Source organism: Pseudomonas sp. FYR_2 (assembly GCF_043106425.1).
Classification (GTDB): domain Bacteria; phylum Pseudomonadota; class Gammaproteobacteria; order Pseudomonadales; family Pseudomonadaceae; genus Aquipseudomonas; species Aquipseudomonas monteilii.
This window is the reverse complement of sequence record NZ_JBICMM010000003.1, coordinates 1-23,340: the sequence shown is the minus strand read 5'-3', so window position 1 is coordinate 23,340 and position 23,340 is coordinate 1. Positions and strand designations below refer to the sequence as shown.

Annotated in this window: 22 protein-coding genes and 1 pseudogene; 11 read left to right on the top strand and 12 right to left on the bottom strand. The window is 62.4% G+C overall.

What is annotated here, in order from left to right:
• Positions 1 to 8: 8 nt before the first annotated feature.
• On the bottom strand, positions 9 to 620 hold the full coding sequence (locus tag ACF8R4_RS00660; protein ID WP_060500000.1) for a CDP-alcohol phosphatidyltransferase family protein: 612 nt from the start codon (positions 618 to 620) through the stop codon (positions 9 to 11).
• A 138-nt stretch (positions 621 to 758) separates the two neighbouring features.
• Here ACF8R4_RS00660 and ACF8R4_RS00655 point away from each other — a divergent pair, with 138 nt between their 5' ends.
• Positions 759 to 1,523: a sulfite exporter TauE/SafE family protein gene (locus ACF8R4_RS00655; RefSeq protein ID WP_060500017.1), complete on the top strand. Its 765-nt coding sequence runs from the start codon at positions 759 to 761 to the stop codon at positions 1,521 to 1,523.
• Here the strand turns inward: ACF8R4_RS00655 and ACF8R4_RS00650 are convergent.
• Entirely contained in the window at positions 1,513 to 1,827 is a 315-nt protein-coding gene (locus ACF8R4_RS00650; RefSeq protein ID WP_016713437.1) for a putative quinol monooxygenase, read from the bottom strand. The genes ACF8R4_RS00655 and ACF8R4_RS00650 overlap by 11 nt on opposite strands.
• A gap of 163 nt (positions 1,828 to 1,990) precedes the next feature.
• On the opposite strand from ACF8R4_RS00650, the gene ACF8R4_RS00645 reads away from it, so the two are divergent.
• The 3 genes from ACF8R4_RS00645 to ggt all read left to right on the top strand — a co-directional run bounded on the left by ACF8R4_RS00645 (position 1,991) and on the right by ggt (position 5,293).
• Positions 1,991 to 2,581, top strand: a complete 591-nt coding sequence (locus tag ACF8R4_RS00645; protein ID WP_060500016.1) for an NAD(P)H-dependent oxidoreductase — start codon at positions 1,991 to 1,993, stop codon at positions 2,579 to 2,581.
• 30 nt (positions 2,582 to 2,611) lie between these two features.
• Positions 2,612 to 3,508, top strand: coding sequence for a LysR family transcriptional regulator (locus ACF8R4_RS00640; RefSeq protein ID WP_028699858.1), 897 nt, complete (start codon positions 2,612 to 2,614; stop codon positions 3,506 to 3,508).
• Positions 3,509 to 3,625: 117 nt separating this feature from the next.
• A complete protein-coding gene (gene ggt / locus ACF8R4_RS00635) occupies positions 3,626 to 5,293 on the top strand; it encodes a gamma-glutamyltransferase (RefSeq protein WP_392491464.1) in 1,668 nt (555 codons plus the stop codon).
• Positions 5,294 to 5,412: 119 nt separating this feature from the next.
• Here the strand turns inward: ggt and ACF8R4_RS00630 are convergent, their stop codons facing one another.
• Positions 5,413 to 7,332, bottom strand: a complete 1,920-nt coding sequence (locus tag ACF8R4_RS00630; RefSeq protein ID WP_392491463.1) for a methyl-accepting chemotaxis protein — start codon at positions 7,330 to 7,332, stop codon at positions 5,413 to 5,415.
• Between the two features lie 173 nt (positions 7,333 to 7,505).
• Positions 7,506 to 8,399 carry a neutral zinc metallopeptidase gene (locus ACF8R4_RS00625; RefSeq protein WP_392491461.1) on the bottom strand — a complete coding sequence of 298 codons (894 nt, stop codon included), beginning with the start codon at positions 8,397 to 8,399 and terminating at the stop codon, positions 7,506 to 7,508.
• Positions 8,400 to 8,599: 200 nt separating this feature from the next.
• On the opposite strand from ACF8R4_RS00625, the gene pcaH reads away from it, so the two are divergent.
• The gene (pcaH, locus tag ACF8R4_RS00620; protein ID WP_003251597.1) at positions 8,600 to 9,319 is read left to right on the top strand and encodes a protocatechuate 3,4-dioxygenase subunit beta; all 720 of its coding nucleotides are present in this window, start codon (positions 8,600 to 8,602) and stop codon (positions 9,317 to 9,319) included.
• A gap of 10 nt (positions 9,320 to 9,329) precedes the next feature.
• Positions 9,330 to 9,935: a protocatechuate 3,4-dioxygenase subunit alpha gene (gene pcaG / locus ACF8R4_RS00615; RefSeq protein WP_104833953.1), complete on the top strand. Its 606-nt coding sequence runs from the start codon at positions 9,330 to 9,332 to the stop codon at positions 9,933 to 9,935.
• A 34-nt stretch (positions 9,936 to 9,969) separates the two neighbouring features.
• On the opposite strand, the gene ACF8R4_RS00610 is transcribed toward pcaG, so the two are convergent.
• The 5 genes from ACF8R4_RS00610 to ACF8R4_RS00590 all read right to left on the bottom strand — a co-directional run bounded on the left by ACF8R4_RS00610 (position 9,970) and on the right by ACF8R4_RS00590 (position 15,292).
• Positions 9,970 to 10,404 carry a cupin domain-containing protein gene (locus ACF8R4_RS00610; protein WP_104833954.1) on the bottom strand — a complete coding sequence of 145 codons (435 nt, stop codon included), beginning with the start codon at positions 10,402 to 10,404 and terminating at the stop codon, positions 9,970 to 9,972.
• Between the two features lie 103 nt (positions 10,405 to 10,507).
• A complete protein-coding gene (locus ACF8R4_RS00605) occupies positions 10,508 to 11,413 on the bottom strand; it encodes a LysR family transcriptional regulator (RefSeq protein WP_060499994.1) in 906 nt (301 codons plus the stop codon).
• 57 nt (positions 11,414 to 11,470) lie between these two features.
• Positions 11,471 to 12,556 (bottom strand): tRNA (uridine(54)-C5)-methyltransferase TrmA, encoded by a 1,086-nt coding sequence (gene trmA / locus ACF8R4_RS00600; protein ID WP_060499993.1) that lies wholly within the window; start codon positions 12,554 to 12,556, stop codon positions 11,471 to 11,473.
• On the bottom strand, positions 12,553 to 13,848 hold the full coding sequence (locus tag ACF8R4_RS00595) for an NCS2 family permease (protein ID WP_060499992.1): 1,296 nt from the start codon (positions 13,846 to 13,848) through the stop codon (positions 12,553 to 12,555). Before ACF8R4_RS00595 ends, trmA begins: the two co-directional genes overlap by 4 nt.
• Before the next feature lie 223 nt (positions 13,849 to 14,071).
• Entirely contained in the window at positions 14,072 to 15,292 is a 1,221-nt protein-coding gene (locus tag ACF8R4_RS00590; RefSeq protein WP_186723113.1) for an MFS transporter, read from the bottom strand.
• Between the two features lie 345 nt (positions 15,293 to 15,637).
• On the opposite strand from ACF8R4_RS00590, the gene ACF8R4_RS00585 reads away from it, so the two are divergent.
• The 3 genes from ACF8R4_RS00585 to ACF8R4_RS00575 are packed head-to-tail and all read left to right on the top strand — an operon-like array spanning position 15,638 to position 18,250.
• The gene (locus ACF8R4_RS00585) at positions 15,638 to 17,074 is read left to right on the top strand and encodes a cytochrome ubiquinol oxidase subunit I (protein ID WP_025754001.1); all 1,437 of its coding nucleotides are present in this window, start codon (positions 15,638 to 15,640) and stop codon (positions 17,072 to 17,074) included.
• Positions 17,075 to 17,077: 3 nt separating this feature from the next.
• Entirely contained in the window at positions 17,078 to 18,085 is a 1,008-nt protein-coding gene (gene cydB / locus ACF8R4_RS00580) for a cytochrome d ubiquinol oxidase subunit II (RefSeq protein WP_016713450.1), read from the top strand.
• Positions 18,086 to 18,094: 9 nt separating this feature from the next.
• Positions 18,095 to 18,250 (top strand): DUF2474 domain-containing protein, encoded by a 156-nt coding sequence (locus tag ACF8R4_RS00575; RefSeq protein WP_016713451.1) that lies wholly within the window; start codon positions 18,095 to 18,097, stop codon positions 18,248 to 18,250.
• Positions 18,251 to 18,367: 117 nt separating this feature from the next.
• On the opposite strand, the gene ACF8R4_RS00570 is transcribed toward ACF8R4_RS00575, so the two are convergent.
• On the bottom strand, positions 18,368 to 19,492 hold the full coding sequence (locus tag ACF8R4_RS00570) for a methyltransferase (protein WP_104833955.1): 1,125 nt from the start codon (positions 19,490 to 19,492) through the stop codon (positions 18,368 to 18,370).
• A 96-nt stretch (positions 19,493 to 19,588) separates the two neighbouring features.
• Positions 19,589 to 20,295, bottom strand: a pseudogene (locus ACF8R4_RS00565) (autoinducer binding domain-containing protein).
• Positions 20,296 to 20,508: 213 nt separating this feature from the next.
• Between ACF8R4_RS00565 and ACF8R4_RS00560 the strand changes: the two are divergent.
• The gene (locus ACF8R4_RS00560) at positions 20,509 to 21,285 is read left to right on the top strand and encodes a ferredoxin--NADP reductase (RefSeq protein ID WP_060499988.1); all 777 of its coding nucleotides are present in this window, start codon (positions 20,509 to 20,511) and stop codon (positions 21,283 to 21,285) included.
• 87 nt (positions 21,286 to 21,372) lie between these two features.
• Here the strand turns inward: ACF8R4_RS00560 and mscL are convergent, their stop codons facing one another.
• Positions 21,373 to 21,792, bottom strand: a complete 420-nt coding sequence (gene mscL / locus ACF8R4_RS00555; RefSeq protein WP_060499987.1) for a large-conductance mechanosensitive channel protein MscL — start codon at positions 21,790 to 21,792, stop codon at positions 21,373 to 21,375.
• Between the two features lie 175 nt (positions 21,793 to 21,967).
• On the opposite strand from mscL, the gene radA reads away from it, so the two are divergent.
• Positions 21,968 to 23,338 (top strand): DNA repair protein RadA, encoded by a 1,371-nt coding sequence (gene radA / locus ACF8R4_RS00550; RefSeq protein WP_060499986.1) that lies wholly within the window; start codon positions 21,968 to 21,970, stop codon positions 23,336 to 23,338.
• The last annotated feature ends 2 nt before the right edge of the window (positions 23,339 to 23,340 follow it).

The window sequence follows — 23,340 nt, the reverse complement described above, 5'->3', positions numbered from 1 at the left end:
CGACGATTTTAGGCTCTGCGGGTTTCGGCCAGCCCTTGGCGAACCCGGTTGTAGAGGGTATAGAGCGAGAGCGCGAGGATGACCAGCAGCAAGCCATTGATCCAGCTGCCGTTCAGCAGGCCAAAGGCGACGCCGGTGCCGAGCACGCCGAAGGCAAAGGCGCGGTCGCTTTTGCCCATGGGGCCGTCATAACGCCGCGATGCGCCGGCCAGCGGGCCCATGACCCCGGCGTACTCGCTGAAGGTGGCGCACAGCACCACCAGCACCACCAGCGTAGGTGACACGCCAGCCAGCAGGGCGAAGGGCAGGTACAGGGCGGCGTCGGCGATCACGTCGCAGAGTTCGTTGAGGTAGGCGCCGAGGGTGGATTGCTGGCCGAACTCCCGGGCCAGCATGCCGTCGACGGCATTCAGCGCCATGCGCAGCAGCATCCACACTGGCACCAGGATGAACAACCAAGTGGCATGGGGCAGGGCGGCCAGCAGCAGGCCCAGCAGGATCGATACCACGGCGGCGGTGACGGTGACCTGGTTGGCGGTGACGCCCCGGTCATGCAGGCGCTGGACGGTTGGGCGCAGCAGGGCCTGGAAGCGTGGTTTGAGCTGGTAGATCGATGCCACTGGAAAGTCCTTTTTAGTGGTGCGATGGGCCGATTGTGTGCCGAGGATTTTGCTGGCTGCAAGTGAGTGGCCGAGAAATTGCTCACATTGGTTGAGGCCGGGGTTTTCAGCGCGCTCGGCGCACGCCATTATCGGCCCATGACTACCTTGCTCGCTTTCTACCAGAACATTGGCCCAGCGCTCTCGCTTCTGGTGGTGCTGACCTTCCTGCTGGCCGGCGCCGTCAAAGGGGTGATCGGCCTGGGTATGCCGACCATCGCCATGGGCCTGCTGGGTCTGGCGATGTCACCGGCGCAGGCTGCTGCGCTGCTGATCGTGCCTTCGACCCTCACCAACCTTTGGCAATTGGCAAGTGGTGGGCACCTGCGAGCGTTGCTGGCGCGGTTGGTGCCGATGTTGGCGCTGATCTTCATCGGCACCTTGCTGGGCAGTGCCTGGTTGGGGATCAACAGTGGCCCATGGGCCGTGCACGCGTTGGGTGCGGCCTTGCTGGTGTATGCAGTGTACGGGCTGCTCGGCCCAGGCTTGCATCTGGCGGCGAGGCACGAACGTTGGCTGGGGCCAGCCTGCGGGCTGGTGACGGGGGTAATCACGGCGGCAACCGGTGTGTTCGTGATACCGGCTGTGCCCTACCTGCAGAGCCTGGGGCTGAGCCGCGAGCAAATGATCCAGGCCTTGGGCCTGTCGTTCACGGTTTCGACCCTGGCGCTGGCCGTTGGCCTGGCCGGGCAGGATGCCCTCGGTGGCCAGGCGTTGGGAGCTTCGCTGCTGATGCTGGCGCCAGCCCTGCTCGGCATGCTGGTGGGCCAGTGGTTGCGTCAACGCATCAGCGCGCTGGTGTTCAAACGTTGCTTTTTCATCGGCCTGGCCGCACTGGGCGGCCATTTGCTGATCAACGGCTAGCGCTTGAGGCGCTGAGCATGTCGACCCGCTGGATATCGAAATCGCGCTCCAGGTAATCCATGCGCTTTTCGAAGAACGCGGCCATGTGCGGCAGGGCCGAATGCACATCCAGCGCAGCCTGGTCGGCCCACACTTCGAAGAACACGAACAGGCTCGGGTCCTGCTGGTCACGCAGCATGTGGTACTCGATGCAGCCCGGCTCCTGGCGGCTTGGCTCGACATAAGGGCGGAACAGGTTTTCGAAGGCGTCAGCCATTTCCGGGCGGGTCTTGGCTTTGAGGATGAAGGCGAACTGCTCGCTCATGGGGCGCTACTCGGTGATGGGAAGGTGAACCGATTCTACGGCAATAATAAGGTGCGCATTCGTGACTTCTGGTCAATTGTATTTTGCCTCGTTACCGCTATATCCCACCCCCATGAGTCTCTAACCTGCCGGCATGAATTCTGACCCGGCCGGGGAGGCCAGCATGAAAAAGATCCTTCTGCTCAATGGTGGTAAACAGTTCGCTCACTCCGATGGTCGCCTCAACGCGACCTTACACGAAGCGGCCATCGCTCACCTGGACCGCGCCGGTTTCGATGTGCAGGAGACGTTCATCGACGGCGGCTACGACGTGCAGGCTGAAGTGGAGAAGTTCCTCTGGGCCGATGTCATCATCTATCAAATGCCGGGGTGGTGGATGGGCGCGCCCTGGACCGTGAAGAAGTACATCGATGAAGTCTTCACCGCTGGCCATGGTAGCCTTTACGCCAACGATGGCCGCACCCGTTCGGACCACTCGCAAAAGTACGGCAGCGGTGGTTTGGTGCATGGCAAGCAGTACATGCTGTCGCTGACCTGGAACGCGCCGCAGCAGGCATTCGATGACCCTGCCGACTTCTTCGAAGGCAAGGGTGTGGATGCCGTGTACTTCCCGTTCCACAAGGCCAACCAGTTCCTTGGCATGACCGGCCTGCCGACCTTCCTGGCGGTGGATGTGATGAAACGCCCGGATGTACCGGCGGCACTGGCGGCTTATGAGGCACATCTGGACAAGGTGTTCGGCAAGGCGATCTAATCCAGACAAGTAGCTGCCGCAGGCCAGAATGTGAAAACCCGATCCGAAGAGCTCCAGGTGTTCGTCGCCGTCATCGACTGCGGCTCGATCTCTGCCGCTGCCGAGCAGATGGGCCAGACCCCGTCCGCCGTCAGCCGTACCTTGTCGCGCCTGGAGGGCAAGCTCGGCACTACCTTGGTCAACCGCACCACCCGGCGTATGGACCTGACCGAGGAAGGGCGCTTTTTCCTTGAGCGTTCGCGGCAGGTACTGGAGCAGATGGACGAGATGGAAGAGCGCCTGTCGATGAACCGCCAGACCGCTACCGGGCGCCTGCGCATCAATGCGGCCGCGCCGTTCATGCTGCATGCCATCTTGCCGTGGATCGGCGAGTTTCGCCGCCAGTACCCGGGTATCGAGCTGGAGCTGAACACCGACGACCTGATCATCGACCTGCTGGAGCAGAGCACCGACGTGGCCATCCGCATCGGGGAGCTGGCCGACTCCAGCCTGCACGCACGCAACCTCGGTTGCAGCCCGGTGCAGGTGCTGGCCAGCCCGGCTTACCTTGAGCAGCACGGTACACCGCAGCAGGTCGAGGACCTGGCCAACCATTGCCTGCTGGGTTTCAGCCAGCCCGAATCGCTCAACCAGTGGCCACTGCGCCATGCCCAGGGTGACCGTTGGAGCATTCGCCCGGCGCTGATCGCCTCCAGTGGCGAGACCCTGCGCCAGCTGGCGCTGGCCGGCGAGGGCATCGTCAGTCTGTCGCACTTCATGACCCACGAGGACATTCGCACCGGGCGCCTGCAGGTGCTGCTGAGCGAGGCCAACAATGGCTATCGCCAACCGATTCACGCGGTGTACTACCGCAACACCCAGCTGGCATTGCGTATCCAGTGCTTCCTTGATTTCATCCAGCGCAAGCTGGCGATGTACGCCTGCTGAGTTGCCTGAACGCGACAGATCCTGTCCGCAGGCGGCGAAACTTCCTGCGTGTTATTGCGCAGTCGAACCGCTTCGGCCTTACTGACTGCTCAACAAAAACAACACCAAGGAAGTGTCATGCGTATTGTTCCGTTCCAGTACCTGGCTCTCGCAGCCTCGATCCTGAGCTGTTCCTCGGTTTACGCCGCCACGCTGGAGGGTGGCGCGGTGGCTGCCCCCGATCAATATGGTGCACAGGTGGCTGCCGATGTTCTGAAAAAGGGTGGTAACGCGGTGGATGCCGCGGTGGCCACTGCCTTCACCTTGGCGGTGACGTACCCTGAAGCTGGCAACATTGGTGGTGGCGGGTTCATGACCCTGTTCGTCGACGGCAAGCCTTACTTCCTCGATTACCGCGAAGTCGCGCCAAAGGCCGCCACGCGCGACATGTACCTGGATGACAAGGGCGAAGTCATCGAGAACCTCAGCCTGGTCGGGGTGCGTGCAGCAGGTGTGCCCGGCACCGTGATGGGCCTGTGGGAGGCACACAAGAAGTTCGGCAAGCTGCCCTGGAGCGAGCTGCTGACCCCGGCCATCGGCTATGCGAAAAACGGCTTCAAGGTGGCGGAAAAGCAGTACCAGTACCGCAACGATGCCCAAGGCATGTTCAAGACGGCGACCAACTTCAACGACTATTTCGGCAGCATGAAGGTCGGTGAACTGTTCAAACAGCCAGAAATGGCCCAGACACTGGAACGTATCGCTGACAAGGGCGTGAGCGAGTTCTACCAAGGCAAGACCGCCGACCTGCTGGTGGCGCAGATGAAGGCCGACAAGGGCCTGATCACCAAAGATGACCTGAAGGACTACAAGGCCGTATGGCGTGAGCCGATGGCCGTGAGCTGGCGTGGCAACGTGGTCTACACCGCGCCACCGCCAAGCTCTGGCGGTGTGGCCCTGGCCCAGCTGCTGGGCATCAAGGAAGACCGCGCGGCGGACTTCAAAGGGGTAGCGCACAACTCTGCGCAGTACATTCACCTGTTGGCCGAGATCGAGAAGCGCGTGTTCGCCGACCGCGCCGACTACCTCGGTGACCCGGCGTTCACCAAGGTACCTGTGGATAAACTGGTGGCCAAGGACTACCTGGCCAAGCGTGCCGCGCAGGTCAACCCGAAGGCCATTTCCGACACCGACAAGGTCAAGCCGGGCCTTGAGCCGCACCAGACCACGCACTTCTCCATCGTCGACAAGCAGGGCAACGCGGTCAGCAACACCTACACCCTCAACCTCGACTACGGCAGTGGCGTGGTGGTGAAGGGGGCAGGCTTCCTGCTCAACGACGAGATGGATGACTTCAGCGCCAAGCCGGGGGCGGCGAATGCCTTTGGTGTGGTGGGGGGCGATGCCAATGCCATCGAACCGGGCAAGCGTATGCTGTCGTCGATGAGCCCTAGCCTGATGACCCGCGATGGCAAGGTGGTGCTGGTAATCGGCACGCCGGGTGGCTCGCGGATCTTTACCTCGATCTTCCAGGTGATGAACAACCTGTACGACTACGGCATGCCGCTGGACAAGGCGGTGGCGGCGCAGCGCGTGCACCATCAGTTGCTGCCCAAGGACACCATTTACTTTGATGCCTATGCGCCGTTGACCGGGCCGGAGGCAGATAAGTTGAAGAAGATGGGTTATGTGCTGGAGGACCAGGGCTGGGAGATGGGGGATATCCAGGCGATCCGGGTGGACGGGGCGAAGCTTGAGACCGCCTCCGATCCGCGTGGGCGTGGGGTGGGGATGATCGTCAAATAGAGCACTGTAGGCAGTGCTGACGCATTCGCGGGCAAGCCGGCTCCCACAGGGTTCGTGCAATCTTCAGATATTGCGCTGTACCTGTGGGAGCGGGCTTGCCCGCGAATGCTATCTTATGGTCAGACGCGGAACTGGCTGACCAGCGTCTGCAACTGCCCACCCAGCCGCGCCAGTTCCACACTGGACGCCGCGGTTTCGTCACTGGCCGCTGCCGTCTGCTCCGACACATCACGCACATTCAGAATGCTGCGGCTGATCTCTTCAGCCACCGCGCTTTGCTGCTCTGCCGCCGCCGCAATCTGCTGGTTCATCGACTGGATGCTCGACACCGTGCTGGTGATGCTCTCCAGCGAAGCCCCGGCCTTGCGTGCCAGCTCGACACTGCTGTCGGTGAGGGTACGGCTGCCCTGCATGGCGTTCGCCACTTGCTGGGTGCCATGTTGCAGGCTGGCAATCAGCTCTTCGATTTCTTCGGTGGACTTCTGCGTGCGCTGGGCCAGGCCGCGTACTTCGTCGGCGACCACGGCAAAACCACGCCCGGCCTCGCCGGCACGCGCGGCCTCGATCGCCGCGTTCAGCGCCAGCAGGTTGGTCTGTTCGGCCACCGACTTGATCACGTCCATCACGCTGCCGATCTTCTGGCTTTCCTGCTGCAGCAGGTTCATGGCTTCGGTGGAGCGGTGCATGTCTTCGGCCAGGCGCTCGATCTGGCCAATCGCCTCGCCCACCACGCGATCGCCGGCACGGGCTTCGTCGTCGGCACCGGTGGCGGCATGCGAGGCCTGCTCGGCGTTGCGTGCCACTTCCTGAACGGTGGCGGCCATTTCGTGCATGGCGGTGGCCACCTGGTCGGTCTCGACCTTCTGGCTGTTGGCGCCCGCGCTGGTCTGTTCGGTGACTGCCGACAGCTCTTCGGCGGCGCTGGCGATCTGGGTGACGCCATCGCGAATGCCGGTGATCAGCTCGCGCAGGGTGGTGCCCATGCGTGCGATGCCTTGCTGCAACACCCCCAACTCATCGCGCCGGGTGACGCGCAGGTGTTGGGTAAGGTCGCCGCTGGCGATCTTTTCCACCGCGCCCAGGGTTTCACGCAGCGGGCCGGTGATCTGGCGGGTGATCAGCACCGCTGCCAGCACGCCAACCAGCAGGGCCAGCAGGGTAGCGATGGCCTGCAGGCTGCGGGCCTGGGTGCTTTCGATGTCGCGGCGCTCCAGCTGGATCTGGTACAGCGCATCACTGCGCTTGACGATGTCGGCACCCTGTACGGTCATTTCGGCGCGTGAGGTGGTGATGTCGGAGACTGCGTCGCGGAATTGGCGGACGGCGTCGCGGTAGGCCAGCACCGAGCGCTCGAACTGTTGCAGGCGGGCATCTTCGGCGGGCAGCTGGCGCTTGAGGTTGTCGATATCGGCCAGCGCCGCATCCAGCTGGCGCAGGGCCGCCTGCTCGTTGGCGGCAGTGTTGTCGGCAATGTAGCCGCGCACATCGATGCGCACCTGCAACAGTTGCTGGCGGGCCTTGCTGATCAGCTGGTACTGGGCCAGGCGTACGCTGTCGGCCTCGGGGCGAGCCATCACTTCCTGGCTGAGGATGTCCATGGCCTGGTCGGCGCGGGTTGCTGAGCTGTCCATCGCCGTGCGCGCGGTACGGGTGGCGTCGTAGCCCTGGCGCATCTTGTTCAGCGACAGCTTGTAGGCGCTGATGGTTTCGCCCAGTTCATTCAGCAGCTTGATGTTTTCCGGGCTCTTGAAGGTGCTGGCCAGGTAAGCCTGTTGCTTGCTGAAGGCGTCCAGTTTGGTCTGGGTGTTGGCGGCGGCGGCATCGTCGCCGTTGGCGATCATGTACTGCAGGCGCGCAATGCGCAGGTCGGTGAGGTCCTTGTTCAGCTGGCCGATGTCGCCCATCCAGTTGCTGCGGTCGATCAGGCTGCCCAGGCTGGTCCAGCCGGTGAGGGCCAGCAGGCCGGTGAGGACCAGCACCAGGCCGAAGCCCAGGCCGAGTTTGAGGTTGACGCTGATGTTGGCGAACCAGCTGTTCATGCACGCACTCCAGAAGTAGTTTTTGCTCTCTTGATCTTCGATCGCAAGGCGTTGTTGTTCTGGGTGCCCGCTGACTCGTGCAGGGGTTATCGGCAATGAACAGTGAAGCTGAAACGCTTTTTCAGCAGATTTGTAATTGGATAAATTGGGGCTGCAATGCAGCCCCGGCATTTTCAGAGACTACGCGCGCTGAAGGTATCGCAGCTGTTCACCTCACCTTGGGCAAACCCGGCTTTGAACCAGCGCACCCGCTGTGCCGACGTGCCATGGGTGAACGAGTCCGGCACCACGCGCCCGCGGCCTTGCTGCTGCAGGCGGTCATCGCCAATGGCATTGGCTGCGTTCAGCGCTTCCTCGACGTCGCCTGGTTCCAGCCAGTTCAGGCGCTTTTGCGCCTGGTAGGCCCACACACCGGCCAGGCAGTCGGCTTGCAGCTCCTGGCGCACCAGCAGGCCGTTGTCGCCTTCCATGCGCTGGCCGTTGCGGCGCGCGGCATCCACCTTGGCCGAAACGCCCAGCAGCGTTTGCACATGGTGGCCGATTTCGTGTGCGATCACGTAGGCCTGAGCGAAGTCGCCAGCGGCAGCAAAGCGGGTTTCCATTTCGCGGAAGAACGACATGTCCAGGTACACCCGCTGGTCTGCCGGGCAATAGAACGGCCCCACTGCCGCCGAGGCGAAACCACAGGCTGAATTGACCTGGCCACTGAACAGCACCAGCTTGGGGTCGCGGTACTGTTGGCCGGCTTCGGCAAACAAGGCTTTCCAGGTGTCTTCGGTGTCGCCCAGGATCGAGGCAACGAATTCGGCCTGCTGGTCATTGGCCGGTGGCGCCTTGCTACCCGCACCACTCGGTGCAACCTGCGTCTGTTGCTGCTCCATCTGGCCGGCGAGCTGGCCAAGAATCTGCAGCGGATCCTGCCCGGTGAGCCAGCCGATGCCGACGATCAGCAGGATCGCCCCAAGCCCCAGCCCCTTGCCGCCGCCGAAACGCATGCCGCCGCCACCGCCACCTTCGCCTCGGGCATCGACCACGTTGTCGCTGCGTCGGCCTTTTCGCCATTCCATGAGTGCTCTCCCGAGCGTGAAACAAGAAGACAAAGATTAGTTCACGACAGCAGCAGGTGTCAGGCCAAGGTGTTAATCCATAACCAAATGGTTATGTTAGAGAGGGCTGATTTCAATATTCATCGCGCGCGACATGCCTGAAACTGCAAGTCCGCCTGCCACGCCCAGGCGTTCACATAATTCCAAGAGAGGAAACCGGCATGCCCGCACAGGACAACAGCCGCTTCGTGATCCGTGATCGCAACTGGCACCCCAAAGCCCTTACGCCTGACTACAAGACGTCCATTGCCCGCTCGCCGCGCCAGGCACTGGTCAGCATTCCACAGTCGATCAGCGAAACCACGGGGCCAGACTTTTCCCACCTGGGCTTCGGTGCCCACGACCATGACCTGCTGCTGAACTTCAACAACGGTGGCCTGCCAATCGGCGAACGCATCATCGTTGCCGGCCGCGTCGTCGACCAGTACGGCAAGCCTGTGCCGAACACCCTGGTGGAGATGTGGCAAGCCAACGCCGGCGGCCGCTACCGCCACAAGAACGACCGTTACCTGGCACCGCTGGACCCGAACTTCGGTGGCGTTGGCCGTTGCCTGACCGACCGTGACGGCTACTACAGCTTCCGCACCATCAAGCCAGGCCCGTACCCATGGCGCAACGGCCCGAACGACTGGCGCCCGGCGCACATCCACTTCGCTATCAGTGGCCCGTCGATTGCGACCAAGCTGATCACCCAGCTGTACTTTGAGGGTGACCCGCTGATCCCGATGTGCCCGATCGTCAAGTCGATCGCCAACCCGCAAGCCGTGCAGCAGCTGATCGCCAAGCTCGACATGAGCAACGCCAACCCGATGGACTGCCTGGCCTACCGCTTCGACATCGTGCTGCGTGGCCAGCGCAAGACCCACTTCGAGAACTGCTGAGGACCCCGCCATGCCAATCGAACTGCTGCCGGAAACCCCTTCGCAGACCGCCGGCCCCTACGTGCACATCGGCCTGGCCCTGGAAGCGGCCGGCAACCCGACCCGCGACCAGGAAATCTGGAACCGCTTGGCCAAGCCAGACGCGCCGGGCGAGCACATTCTGCTGATCGGCCAAGTGTATGACGGTAACGGCCACCTGGTGCGCGACTCGTTCCTGGAAGTGTGGCAAGCCGACGCCAACGGCGAATACCAGGATGCCTACAACCTGGAAAACGCCTTCAACAGCTTTGGTCGCACCGCCACCACTTTTGATGCCGGTGAGTGGACCCTGCATACGGTCAAGCCGGGTGTGGTGAACAACGCGGCTGGCGTGCCGATGGCGCCGCACATCAACATCAGCCTGTTCGCCCGTGGCATCAATATCCACCTGCACACGCGCCTGTATTTCGATGACGAAGCCCTGGCTAACGCAAAGTGCCCGGTGCTGAACCTGATTGAGCAGCCACAGCGGCGTGAAACCTTGATTGCCAAGCGTTGCGAAGTGGACGGGAAGACGGCGTATCGCTTTGATATCCGTATTCAGGGTGAAGGTGAGACGGTGTTCTTCGACTTCTGATGAAAACCTGGGGCCGCAAGGCGGCCCCGGGCTATCAGCTGTTCACAGGCTTCAGGTCAAACGCATCGGCCTGGTACTGGAACAGCAGGCAATCGGCCGCCGCAGTGCATCCGCTTTCATGCACCAGGTCGGCCGGCAGCTTGTAGTAGGATCCTGCGGGAAACTCAGTGCGCTTGCCGTCGATCACCGCGTAGAAAGTACCTTTCAGGACAACGGTCGGCAGTGCCTGGCTGTGCTGGTGCTGGTCGTTGTCGGTACCCTTACTGAATTTCACATAGGCCGAATAAGGCCCCTTGCCGAAGATATCCCCTTCAACATTGGCGTAGCTGACTGCACCGTTGGTGTTGGGTACGTCCTGCCATTTCAGCGCTGCGCTGTCGGGTACTGACACGGTTTTTTCTGCCGCGTTGATGCCAACGGCCAGGGTGGCGAGTGCCACGCCCGTAATGATCGCCTGCAATGCTTTCATGGTAGTGCTCCTTCGTTGAGTGACAGTGCAACGAAGCCTAACCAAACAGTTTCTGCACAAATACGCCTCTCGGAGCGCATGACTTGTTCATGTTCTGCACAGATCAGTCCTGCCATCTCGGCTGTGCGTAGTAGGTTTGCGCATAGTCCAGCAACGCCCGCACCTTGGGTGCCAGGTAGCGGCTTTGCGGGTACACCGCATACAGGTTGCGTGGTGGCAGTTTCCAGCCTTTGAGCACCGGCACCAGGCGCCCGTCCAGCAAGGCGTCATGCACGATGAAACGATCAAAGCTGGCAATGCCCAGCCCGCCGATGGCAGCAGCACGCAAGGCCATCGGCGAGTTGGCGCTGAGGCGCCGGGGCATCAGGATATTGCGCTGTTCACCCTCGGGGTTGGTCAGATACAGACGCTGTGGGTGAGGCAGATTGCTGTAGCCGAGCAGGGGATGGCCAACCAGCGTGTCGAGGGAAGTAGGCGTGCCGTGGCGTTCAAGGTAGCGTGGCGCAGCCACCAGCAGCACCTCGCTGCGGGCCAGCAGGCGGGCTACCAGGCTGGAGTCAGGCAGATGATCGGTTATCCGAAGGCAAATATCGATTTGTTCTTCCAGCAGGTCGATGAAGCGATCGCTGCAATGGAGCTCGACCTGCAGGTGCGGGTGGTGCTCGACGAAGTCCGGCAGCCAGCGCCCCAGTTCAAGTTCGCCGAAGGCCGTGGCCACGCCCAGGCGCAGGGTACCCGTGGGCTGCTGCTGATGTTCGGAAAGCTCCAGGGTCATCGCCTGCATCTGCTCGAGGATCTGCACGCAGTGGCGGTAGAAGAGTGTGCCGGCTTCGGTCAGGTGCAGGCGGCGGGTAGTGCGGGTGAGCAGTTGCGTGCCCAACTGGCGTTCCAGCTGTTTCACTTGGCGTGACAGCACGGTATGGGACAGGCCGGCCTGGCTGGCGGCGGCACTGAAGCTGCCGAGGTCGACGACCCGGCGAAAGGCCTGCATGGCGTTCAACTGGTCCATCGGCACAGCTCTCCTGAGGCGCCCGGTGGAGCCTTGAAGGCCCCACCGGGTAGCGGATCAGCGCCGGACCAGCAACACGCCGCTTTCCATGTGATGGGTGTACGGGAACTGGTCGAACAGCGCGCAGCGTTCGATACGGTGGGTATCTTGCAGCTGGGCAATGTTCTGCGCCAGTGTCTCGGGGTTGCAGGAGATGTACAGGATCCGCTCGAAACGCCGGGTCAGCTCGCAGGTGTCAGGGTCCATCCCCGCACGCGGCGGGTCGACGAACACAGTACCGAAGTCATAGCTTTTCAGGTCGATGCCTTCCAGGCGGCGGAACGGCCGCACCTCATTCAGCGCCTGGGTCAGCTCTTCGGCCGACAAGCGCACCAAACGCACGTTATCCACAGCGTTCTCGTCGAGGTTGCTGAGCGCGGCATTGACCGAGGTCTTGCTGATTTCGGTCGCCAGCACCTGGCGCACGCGGGTGGCCAGCGGCAGGGTGAAGTTGCCGTTGCCACAATACAGCTCCAGCAGATCGTCCTGGCGCTCGCCAATGGCCTCGAAGGCCCAGCTCAGCATCTTCTGGTTCACCGCGCCGTTGGGCTGGGTGAACGCGCCTTCCGGTTGGCGATAGCTGAACACACGGCCAGCCACGTCGAGTTTTTCCACCGCGTAGTCGCGGCCGATCACCAGGCGCTTGCCCTTGGAACGGCCAATGACGCTCACGCCCAGCGTTTCAGCCAGTTGCCGCGCTTCTACTTCCCAGGCCTCGTCCAGCGGGCGGTGGTAGCACATGGTGATCATCGCATCGCCGGCCAGGGTGGTGAGGAACTCCACCTGGAACAGGCGGTTGCCCAGTTCCTCGCTGGCCTGCCAGGCCGCCTTCAGGCGCGGCATCAGTGCATTGATGCGCTGGCTGGCAATGGGGAAATCGTCGATCAGGATCGCCTTGTGCTTATCGCCCGGGGCAAACATGGCGTAGTGGCGCTGGCCATCCTCGCGCCACAGGCGGAACTCGGCGCGCAGGCGGTAGTGCTCGCGCGGCGAGTCGAAAACAGCCGGCTCTGGTGCGCCGAACGGCGCCAGCAGCTCGCGCAGCCGGGCTACCTTGGCGTCCAGCTGGGTGGCGTAGGAGGAGGGGTCGAAAGCAGCACTCATGCGTTGAACCAGCCCAGCTTGATGACGAACAGGATGGAAAGGATCACCAGGGCCGGGTTCAGGTCGCGGTGGCGGCCGGAGATCAGCTTGACGGCGGTCCAGGAAATGAAGCCGAAGGCGATACCGTTGGCGATCGAATAGGTCAGCGGCATGGCCAGGGCGGTCACGACCACTGGCGCGGCTTCGGTGACATCGTCCCAGTTTATTTCTGCCAGGCCCGAGGCCATCAGCACGGCGACGAACAGCAGCGCCGGAGCGGTGGCGAACGCAGGCACGCTTCCGGCCAGCGGGGCGAAGAACAACGCCAGTAGGAACAACACGGCAACCACGATAGCGGTCAGACCGGTGCGGCCACCGGCGCTGACGCCCGCAGCGGATTCAATGTAGCTGGTGGTGGTCGAGGTGCCCAGCAGCGAACCGGCCATGGCGGCGGTGCTGTCGGCGATCAGGGCGCGGCCCATCTTCGGCATGTGGCCGTCCTTGCCCATCAGCCCGGCGCGCTTGGCCACGCCGATCAGGGTGCCGGAGTTGTCGAATAGGTCGACGAACAGGAAGGCGAAGATCACGCTGACCAGGCCCACGTCCAGCGCGCCGGCGACATCCAGCTGCAGGAAGGTCGGTGCCAGCGAAGGCGGCATGGAGACGATGCCGGCAAACGGCGTCACGCCCATCACGATTGAGGCGATGGTCACTGCCAGAATGCCGATCAGCACGGCGCCGCGTACTTTCAGCGACTCAAGCCCCACGATCAGGAAGAAGCCCAGGGTGGCGAGGATCGGTGCAGGCTGCTTGAGGTCGCCCAGGCCAACCAGGGTTGCCGGGTTATCGACGACAATGCCGGCGTTATGCAGGGCGATCAATGCCAGGAACAGACCAATACCCGCGGCAATCGCCGAACGCAGCGGCAGCGGGATGCTGTTCACGATCCATTCGCGGATGCGGAAGATCGACAACAGGAAGAACATCACCGCCGACAAAAACACCGCGCCCAGCGCAACTTGCCAGGTGTGGCCCATGTGCAGCACCACGGTGTAGGTGAAGAACGCGTTCAGGCCCATGCCCGGCGCCAGGGCGATCGGGTAGTTGGCGATCAGGCCCATGGTGGTGGACCCGATGGCCGCTGCCAGGCACGTGGCCACAAAGATCGCGCCCTTGTCCATCCCGGTCTCGCCGAGGATGCTCGGGTTGACGAACAGGATGTAGGCCATGGCCAGGAAGGTAGTGACGCCCGCAAGAATCTCCGTGCGTACGTTGGTGTTGTGTGCTCTTAGTTGAAACAGCCTTTCCAGCATGCCCGCTCCCCAAGGCGCCCCCGGCGCCATGAATGTATCGACCCCATCAGCAAAGCACAGACCGTACCGGTTGCCGTGGTTTTGTGTGGGGAGGAAAAAAGCCGCGCATGATACCAGCATGCTCGGCGGGGGCCTATGGCCGTTGGGGAATGGGTTTTTATTAGCCTGTGCAATCCCTGTGGGAGCGGGCTAGCCCGCGAAGAGGCCGGCATAGGCCACCCATTCAGTTGTTATGCAACCGATCCCGTTTTGCCAGTGTTGGGAACAGTTTTATCCACACCCCGGTCACCACCAACGTGCCCACTCCGCCCATCACAACCGCTGGCACTGTGCCAAACCAGTGCGCCGTCACCCCGGATTCGAACTCACCGAGCTGGTTCGAGGCACCAATGAACAACCCGTTCACAGCGCTCACCCGCCCGCGCATTTCATCCGGCGTTTCCAGTTGCACGAAAGCCCCGCGAATCACCATGCTGATCATGTCCGCCGCGCCCAGCACCACCAGCACCGCCAGCGAGAACCAGAACGAGGTCGACAGGCCGAAGGCGATGGTCGCCACGCCGAACACGCCGACTGCCGTGAACATGGTGCGCCCCACATTGCGCTCGAACGGGAAGCGCGCCAGCCACACCGACATCAGCAATGCGCCCACTGCCGGCGCCGAACGCAAAAGGCCGAGGCCCAGCGGGCCGGTCAGCAGGATGTCCTTGGCGAACACCGGCAGCAGCGCGGTGGCCCCACCCAGCAGAACGGCAAACAGGTCCAGCGAGATTGCGCCGAGGATGTCAGGCCGGCTGCGGATGAAGCGCATGCCGGCCAGCAGCGATTCGATGCTGGCCCGCCCGCGCTGCACGACCTGGCCGCGTGCCTGCAGGCTCAGGGTGAGCACGCAGGCGATGGCGTACAGGGCCACGGTGGGGCCATACACCCAGATGCTGCCAAAGGCATACAGGAAGCCGCCCACCGCTGGCGCCACGATAGTCGCCGACTGGGTGGCTGACGCCGACGCCGCCACCGCCCTTGGGAACAGCCCAGGCGGCACCACGTTGGGCAACAGCGCCTGAGTCGCCGGCATTTCGAACGAGCGTGTGGCACCCAGCAGGAAGGCCAGGGCGAAAATGAGTTCTCGGGTGACGCTGTCAGTCGCGCTGCCCACCGCCAGCGCCAGGGCGATCAGCCCCTGCAGGCTCTGGCACAGGGCGGCGACTTTGCGCCGGTCATAGCGGTCGGCCACATGCCCGGTGTGCAGCATGAACAGCACCCGTGGTGCAAATTCCACCAGGCCGACAAGGCCCAGGTCCAGCACGTTGCCGGTCAATTGATAGAGGTGCCAGCCAATGGCCACGGTGAGCATCTGGAAGCCGCTGGCGGTAAACACACGGGCCAGCCAGAACGCCAGGAAAGGGCGGTGGTGACGTAACAACTGCGGTGCGGAATCAGACATCGGAAACCAGGGGCCTCGGCGCAGTAGAGGGGGGCGCAGCGTATCATCTGTTTGTAACAAACGGTTACTGTTTGCCCGGATCTGCACTTTTTCACTCGTAATGAAAGAGGGTGGGGCAACCGGTCACGCGGCAATCAACCACACGGCTTGCCGGGCCATTCGGGACTATGCTTCCTAGCATTCGTTGATCTGGATCAATCGTTCCAGATTCAACGAATAGGCCCTTTGGGCCGGAATCCCTGCGATCGAACAGAACAATTCCAACACGCCGTACTCGACCCAGTGGGGGCAGTGGGCGACTGAGGCCACAAGCCCGGACGCCGGATTATCTGAAGAGGAAGCACCATGTTCGGAATAGAGGCCCTAGAGCTCGCCCGAATGCAGTTTGCCTTTACCGTGTCGTTCCACATCCTGTTCCCGGCCATCACCATTGGCCTGGCGAGCTACCTGGCAGTCCTCGAAGGCCTCTGGCTGCGGACCCACAACCAGGTCTACCGTGACCTCTATCACTTCTGGTCGAAAATTTTCGCCGTCAATTTCGGCATGGGCGTGGTCTCGGGCCTGGTCATGGCCTACCAGTTCGGTACCAACTGGAGCCGCTTCTCCGAGTTCGCCGGCGCCGTGACCGGGCCATTGCTGACCTACGAGGTGCTGACCGCCTTCTTCCTCGAAGCGGGCTTCCTCGGCGTCATGCTGTTTGGCTGGAACCGTGTAGGCCGCGGCTTGCACTTTTTCTCCACCTGCATGGTCGCACTGGGCACGCTGGTATCCACCTTCTGGATTCTCGCCTCCAACAGCTGGATGCAAACCCCGCAAGGCCACGAGATCATTGATGGCCGGGTGGTGCCGGTGGACTGGTTTGCGGTGGTGTTCAACCCCTCCTTCCCCTACCGCCTGATGCATATGGCCACCGCTGCGTTCGTCTCCACGGCGTTCTTCGTCGGCGCCTCGGCGGCTTGGCACCTGCTGCGCGGGCGTGACAACCCGGCGGTGCGCAAGATGCTGTCGATGGCCATGTGGATGGCGTTGATCGTGGCCCCGATCCAGGCGGTGATAGGCGACTTCCATGGCCTGAACACGCTCAAGCACCAGCCGGTGAAAATCGCTGCCATCGAAGGCCACTGGGAGAACGTGCCCGGCGAGCCGACCCCGTTGATCCTGTTCGGCATCCCCGACATGAAGGCCGAAACCACGCACTTCAAACTGGAAATCCCGGCGCTCGGTAGCCTGATCCTCACCCACAGCCTGGACAAGCAGGTGCCGGCGATGAAGGAATTCCCACCTGAGGACCGGCCCAACTCGACCATCGTCTTCTGGTCGTTCCGCATCATGGTCGGGCTTGGTTTCCTGATGATCTTCGTCGGCCTGTGGAGCCTGTGGCTGCGCAAGCGCGGCACGCTCTACACCTCGCGCCCGTTCCTGTACCTGGCGCTATGGATGGGGCCTTCCGGGCTGATCGCCTTGCTGGCCGGCTGGTTCACCACCGAAATAGGGCGCCAGCCTTGGGTGGTGTATGGCCTGATGCGTACGGCGGATGGTGTGTCCAACCACAGTTATGCACAGCTTGGCTTCACCCTGGTGGCGTTCGTGGTGGTGTACTTCGCCCTGTTCGGTACCGGCCTTGGCTACATGATGCGCCTGGTGCGCAAAGGGCCCCAGACCGGCGAAGGCGACGAACACACACCGGGCGGCCCTGGCCAGAAACGTACGCCGGCGCGGCCGTTGTCTGCCGCCGATGATGGCCATGAGGCCAAGACTGCCAGCCTGAGCAAGGAGGACTGAGCCATGGGTATCGACCTTCCGCTGATCTGGGCGGTGATCATCATCTTCGGCGTCATGATGTACGTGGTGATGGACGGCTTCGACCTGGGTATCGGCATGCTCTTCCCCTTCGTCAAGGGCGAGCAGGACCGTGATGTAATGATGAACACCGTCGCCCCGGTGTGGGACGGCAACGAAACCTGGCTGATCCTGGGCGGGGCGGGGCTGTTCGGGGCGTTCCCGATGGCCTATGCCGTGGTGCTCGAAGCCCTTTACCTGCCATTGATCCTGATGCTGATCGGGCTGATCTTCCGCGGCGTGGCCTTCGAGTTCCGCTTCAAGGCCAAAGCTGACAAGCGCCACATCTGGGACAAGGCGTTCATCTGGGGGTCGCTGGTTGCCACCTTCTTCCAGGGCGTGGCCCTGGGTGCCTTCCTTGAAGGCTTCAAGGTGGTCGACCGCCATTTTGCCGGTGGCACCCTCGATTGGCTTACCCCGTTCAGCCTGTTCTGTGGCTTGGGGCTGATCGTGGCCTACACGCTGCTGGGCTGCACCTGGCTGATCATGAAGACCGAAGGGCCGCTACAACAGAAGATGCACGACATGGCCCGGCCGCTGGCGCTGGTACTGCTGGTGGTGATCGGTATCGTCAGCCTGTGGACACCGATCGCTTATCCACAGATCGCCGACCGCTGGTTCAGCATGCCTAACCTGATCTGGTTCATGCCGGTACCGCTGCTGGTGCTGGTGACCTTCTACGGGTTGCTCAAGGCGGTGGCGCGCAACGCACACTACACGCCGTTCCTGCTCACTCTGGTGCTGATCTTCCTTGGCTACAGCGGCCTGGGCATCAGCCTGTGGCCGAACATCATCCCGCCGTCGATCTCAATCTGGGATGCTGCGGCGCCACCGCAAAGCCAGGGCTTCATGCTGGTGGGCACGTTATTCATCCTGCCGTTCATCCTCATGTACACCTTCTGGAGCTACTACGTGTTCCGCGGCAAGGTGACCCATGAAGACGGCTATCACTAGGAGGGCCGCATGATGACCGGCAAACATGGCTTGGAAGAGAAGAAGCCGCTGTGGCAGCGGCTGGGTTGGCTGTTGCTGATCTGGGCGATGAGCGTGGCGGCGCTGGGTGTAGCGGCGTGGGTGATGCGGCTGTTCATGGGGGCTGCGGGCCTTACCACCCACTGATCCTGCGGACTGGAACTGTGGGAGCGGGCAAGCCCGCGAAGCAAGCGACGCGGTGTATGGCACCGGCTCTGCCGGTGTTCGCGGGCATGCCCGCTCACACAGGGGCGGCGCAGGTGCTTACTTGCGGGCTTTCAGGATTACAAACTTGGGCGTCGCTGCCACCTGCTCCACCCCCCGGAACAACCGCGCCAGCTTGCTGTGATACCCCAGGTGCCGGTTACCCACGATGTAGAGCGCCCCACCCACCACCAGCGCCTCACGCGCCTGCTGGAACATGCGCCAGGCCAGGAAATCCCCCACCACCTGCTGCTGGTGGAACGGCGGGTTGCACAGCACCACGTCCAGCGACTGCTTCTCCACCCCGGCCAACCCATCGGCTGCGACGAAGGTTGCCGGGCGTTCGCCCAGTGCAGCCTGCCAGTTCTCCCGCGCCGATTGCACTGCCATGTACGACTCATCGACCAGCGTGTACTGGGCATCCGGGTTGGCCAATGCACTGGCAATCGCCAGTACGCCATTACCGCAGCCCAGGTCTGCCACCCTCGCGTTGCCCAGGTCACGTGGCAGATGCGGCAAGAATGCCCGGGTGCCGATATCCAGCCCTTCACGGCAGAACACGTTGGCGTGGTTCACCAGCTCCAGCGCAGGCACTTCAAGGCGATAGCGGCTAGGGTAGGGCGAGCGGGCGGCCGGCAGTTCGGCCACCGTTGCCGTCAGCAGGCGCGCCTTTTTCTGCGCCAGCGAGGCCTGCACCGGGCCGATGTATTTTTCCATCAGGTCACCGGCCGCGCGCGGCAAGTGCTTGATCATTGCCCCGGCAATCACCTGTGCCCCTGGCGCCAGGTGGCCTTGCAGGCGAATCAGTTGCTCTTCGAGCAGCGCCAGGGTTTTTGGCACGCGCACCAGCACCCGGTCGAATGGGCCTTGCCAGTGTTCACTGGCCGGTACGAACGGCACGCTGTCGAACGGCAAGCCATTGCGCGCCAGGTTTTTTTCCAGCGCCAGGTGCGCCAGGTGCGAATCGCCACTGCTGACTACCTGCAGCTGGCCCGCCAGGCTGGCGGCCAGGGCACCAAAGCTGTCATTGAGCACCAGCACCCGGCAGCTGGCGTCGGGTGCCTGCTCGTGCAGCTGCGCAAGCAGGTACTCGTCGGCGGCGTCGAAAGCCTGAAGCGGGTCGTTGGCCTGCTCCGGCTGGCGGATCAGGTCGAGTTCGGCGTAGGGGGTGGTCAACAGGGGCATGGCGTATGGCTCGGGTATGAAACTGCCCGTTGCGGTTCGCCCCGAGCTTTGCCAGACGATTCTACAGGGCTTTGCCCAAGGTCGCAGGTTTGTAGGTCAGATCCAGCCACGCAGGGCGGCGATGGCGATGGCACCGGCTTTGTTGGCTGCGTTGGTTTTGGTGATCACGCTGCGGATATGAAAGTTAACCGTGCTTTGCGACAGCGACAGAATGCAGGCCACGTCGGCAGCGGTCTTGCCGGCGGCTGACCATTTCAGCACTTCCAGTTCCCGATCGCTCATTTTGGGTTGGGGTGGGCACAGTGCGTTCAGGTGGTGCTCTCCCAGTACGGCGTGAAGGGTGTGGCACAGCCACTGCACGCTGCCGGCTTTGTCGTAGAGTTCGGCAATGTCGATGTTACCGGCGGGTCTGGCTACGCTGATCTGGCTCTCGTTGTGCTGTAAGTCGTGCAGCGACTGTGTCCAGCCATGACGCAGGCCATATTGGCAAGCCTCTTCGCGAAACCGAGGGGCTTCGCGATACAGGTCGTCTGTCCACAGCACTGGCATCGTCGAGCTGTGGCTCACGTTTGCGGCGGGGTCCTGTTTGTAGAACTCGTCACGCTGATAGCGCTCGATCCATTCGTTTGGGTAATTGCTGTAGAGGTAAATCTTGGGTGTCTGCGTGGCGATCTGAATGCGAATATTCAGCCCGAGGTATTCCATGCCCAAGTCCTGAGCCAAGTGCACTGCGATGTCGAACAACTTCCTTGGCCGTCGCTCGCTGACGAACACATGCAGGTTTCGGGTCTCCAATGCAGCATTTGAAGGACTCCTTGGGTGTCAGGATCCAATCCGTTTGAGTACCCGGAAGAGTGTAGGAAAAGTCCTAGCATTGCGTTGGGAATTTTTTGTTATAGCGATCGGGATTATCTGAACGTTCAGCACGATCGCCCTTGATGAGGCCCTACAAAGCGGTGGTTTTTATCCAGGCCACTTTAAGCGACACTGTGCACTCGCCAACCCTGGAGCCCGATATGACCGCAAGCGCCGAAAAGTTCACCCGCCAGACCCTGCTCGATGTTCAGCCGTTGACGCCGAATCTCTTCAGCCTGCGGGTTACGCGCGATGCGGGGTTCCGCTTCCGTTCCGGCCAGTTTGCCCGCCTGGGCGTGACCAAGGCCGATGGTAGTGTGGTGTGGCGCGCCTATTCCATGGTCAGCGCACCCCATGACGAGCACCTCGACTTCTTCTCCATCGTGGTGCCGGGCGGTGAATTCACCAGCGAGCTGAGCCGGTTGGGTGCAGGCGACACCCTGCTGATCGACCGCCAGGCGTTTGGTTTCCTCACCCTCGACCGCTTTGTCGGGGGACGTGACTTGTGGTTGCTGGCGACCGGTACTGGCATCGCACCATTTATGTCGATCCTGCAGGACTTCGAGGCCTGGGAGCGTTTCGACAGCATCAAGTTGGTGTACTCGGTGCGCGAAGCGAAAGAGCTGGCTTATGTGGATGAAATCGCCGGGCTGGAGCAGCGCGACTACCTGGCCGAGTTTGCTGGCAAGTTGCAGTTCATCCCGGTGGTGACCCGTGAGCAGCACCCGGGTGCGTTGAACCTGCGTATTACCACGCTGATCGAGAATGGCGAACTGGAGAAGGCCGCAGGGCTGGAGCTGTCACCGGAGCATTCGCGAGTGATGCTGTGTGGCAACCCGGAGATGATCGACGAGACGCGTAAGGTACTGAAGGCACGTGACCTGCAACTGAGCCTGAGCAAGCGGCCAGGGCAGGTGGCGGTCGAGAACTACTGGTAGTTGCAAGCTGCAAGCTGCAAGAAAGAGCGGATTGGCGCTGCGTCCGCTTTTTCTTGAAGCTTGAAGCTTGAAGCTTGAAGCTAGTTCTCAGGGCAAGCGGTTCTGGTTCTGTGTCTTGAGCAAATCGCGAATCTCGGTCAGCAGCGTTTCCTCGGCAGTCGGCACAGGCGGCGCAGTCGGTGCCACGGCTTCTTCACGCTTGAGCCGGTTGATTGCCTTCACCCCCATGAAGATGGCAAAGGCCACGATCAGGAAGTCGATCACGGTCTGGATGAACTTGCCATATGCCAGCACCACCGCCGGTACATCACCTTCGGCAGCCTTCAGGGTAATGGCCAGGTCGCTGAAGTCCACCCCCCCGATCAACAGGCCCAGTGGCGGCATGACCACGTCTCCGACGAAGGACGAGACGATCTTGCCGAAGGCCGCGCCGATGATGATACCCACCGCCATGTCGACGACATTGCCTTTGACCGCGAAGGCCTTGAACTCACTGATCATGCCCATGTTTGGTTCCTTGTAACAAAAGGTAAGGTTAACGCAGTGTAAGCCACTAAAACGCTTCATGCGTGGTGTTCAGGGCTACTGACTGCAGTTGGAACGAATAGTTTTGTCGCATCCCGAAGCGTTCGAGACACGTTCGGCTCGGCTATCATGGCGGTTTTTTCCAGGAGACCCACCCATGGCCAAGGCCAAGCGCTTGTATGGCTGCACCGAGTGCGGCGCGACCTTTCCCAAATGGGCCGGCCAGTGTGGCGAATGCGGGGCCTGGAACACCCTGGTCGAAACCATCATCGAGAGCGGCGGCTCAGCGGCGCCCAGCAGCGGCCGCGCCGGCTGGACCGGGCAGCAGGCACAGATCAAGACCTTGGCCGAAGTCAGCGTCGAGGAAATCCCGCGCTTCACCACCAGCAGCACCGAATTGGACCGCGTGCTGGGTGGCGGCCTGGTGGATGGCTCGGTGGTGCTGATTGGTGGCGACCCCGGCATCGGCAAGTCGACCATCCTGTTGCAGACCTTGTGCAACATCGCCGTGGGCATGCCGGCACTGTATGTGACGGGTGAGGAATCGCAGCAGCAGGTGGCCATGCGTTCGCGGCGCCTGGGCTTGCCCCAGGACCAGCTCAAGGTGATGACCGAAACCTGCATCGAGACCATCATTGCCACAGCCCGCGTCGAGAAGCCACGGGTGATGGTGATCGACTCGATCCAGACCATCTTCACCGAGCAGTTGCAATCAGCGCCCGGTGGCGTGGCCCAGGTGCGTGAGAGCACGGCGCTGCTGGTGCGTTACGCCAAGCAAAGCGGCACGGCCATCTTCCTGGTCGGCCATGTGACCAAGGAAGGCTCGCTGGCCGGCCCTCGGGTACTGGAGCACATGGTCGACACCGTGTTGTATTTCGAGGGGGAGTCCGATGGCCGCCTGCGCTTGCTGCGGGCGGTGAAGAACCGCTTTGGCGCAGTCAACGAACTGGGTGTGTTCGGCATGACCGACCGCGGCCTGAAAGAGGTGTCCAACCCGTCGGCGATCTTCCTCAACCGTACCCAGGAAGAAGTGCCGGGCAGTGTGGTGATGGCGACCTGGGAGGGCACCCGCCCGATGCTGGTCGAGGTGCAGGCACTGGTCGACGACAGCCACCTGGCCAACCCTCGGCGGGTGACCCTGGGCCTGGACCAGAACCGCCTGGCCATGTTGTTGGCGGTGTTGCACCGCCACGGTGGGATTCCTACCCACGATCAGGACGTGTTCCTCAACGTGGTGGGGGGGGTGAAGGTGTTGGAGACGGCCTCGGACCTGGCGTTGCTGGCGGCGGTGATGTCCAGCTTGCGTAACCGGCCACTCGCCCATGGGCTGCTGGTGTTTGGCGAGATTGGCTTGTCGGGCGAGGTGCGGCCTGTGCCCAGTGGGCAGGAGCGGTTGAAGGAGGCGGCCAAGCACGGTTTCAAGCGTGCCATCGTGCCCAAGGGCAATGCGCCGAAAGAACCGCCAGCGGGGTTGCAGGTGATTGCCGTAACCCGGCTGGAGCAGGCCCTGGATGCATTGTTCGAGTAATT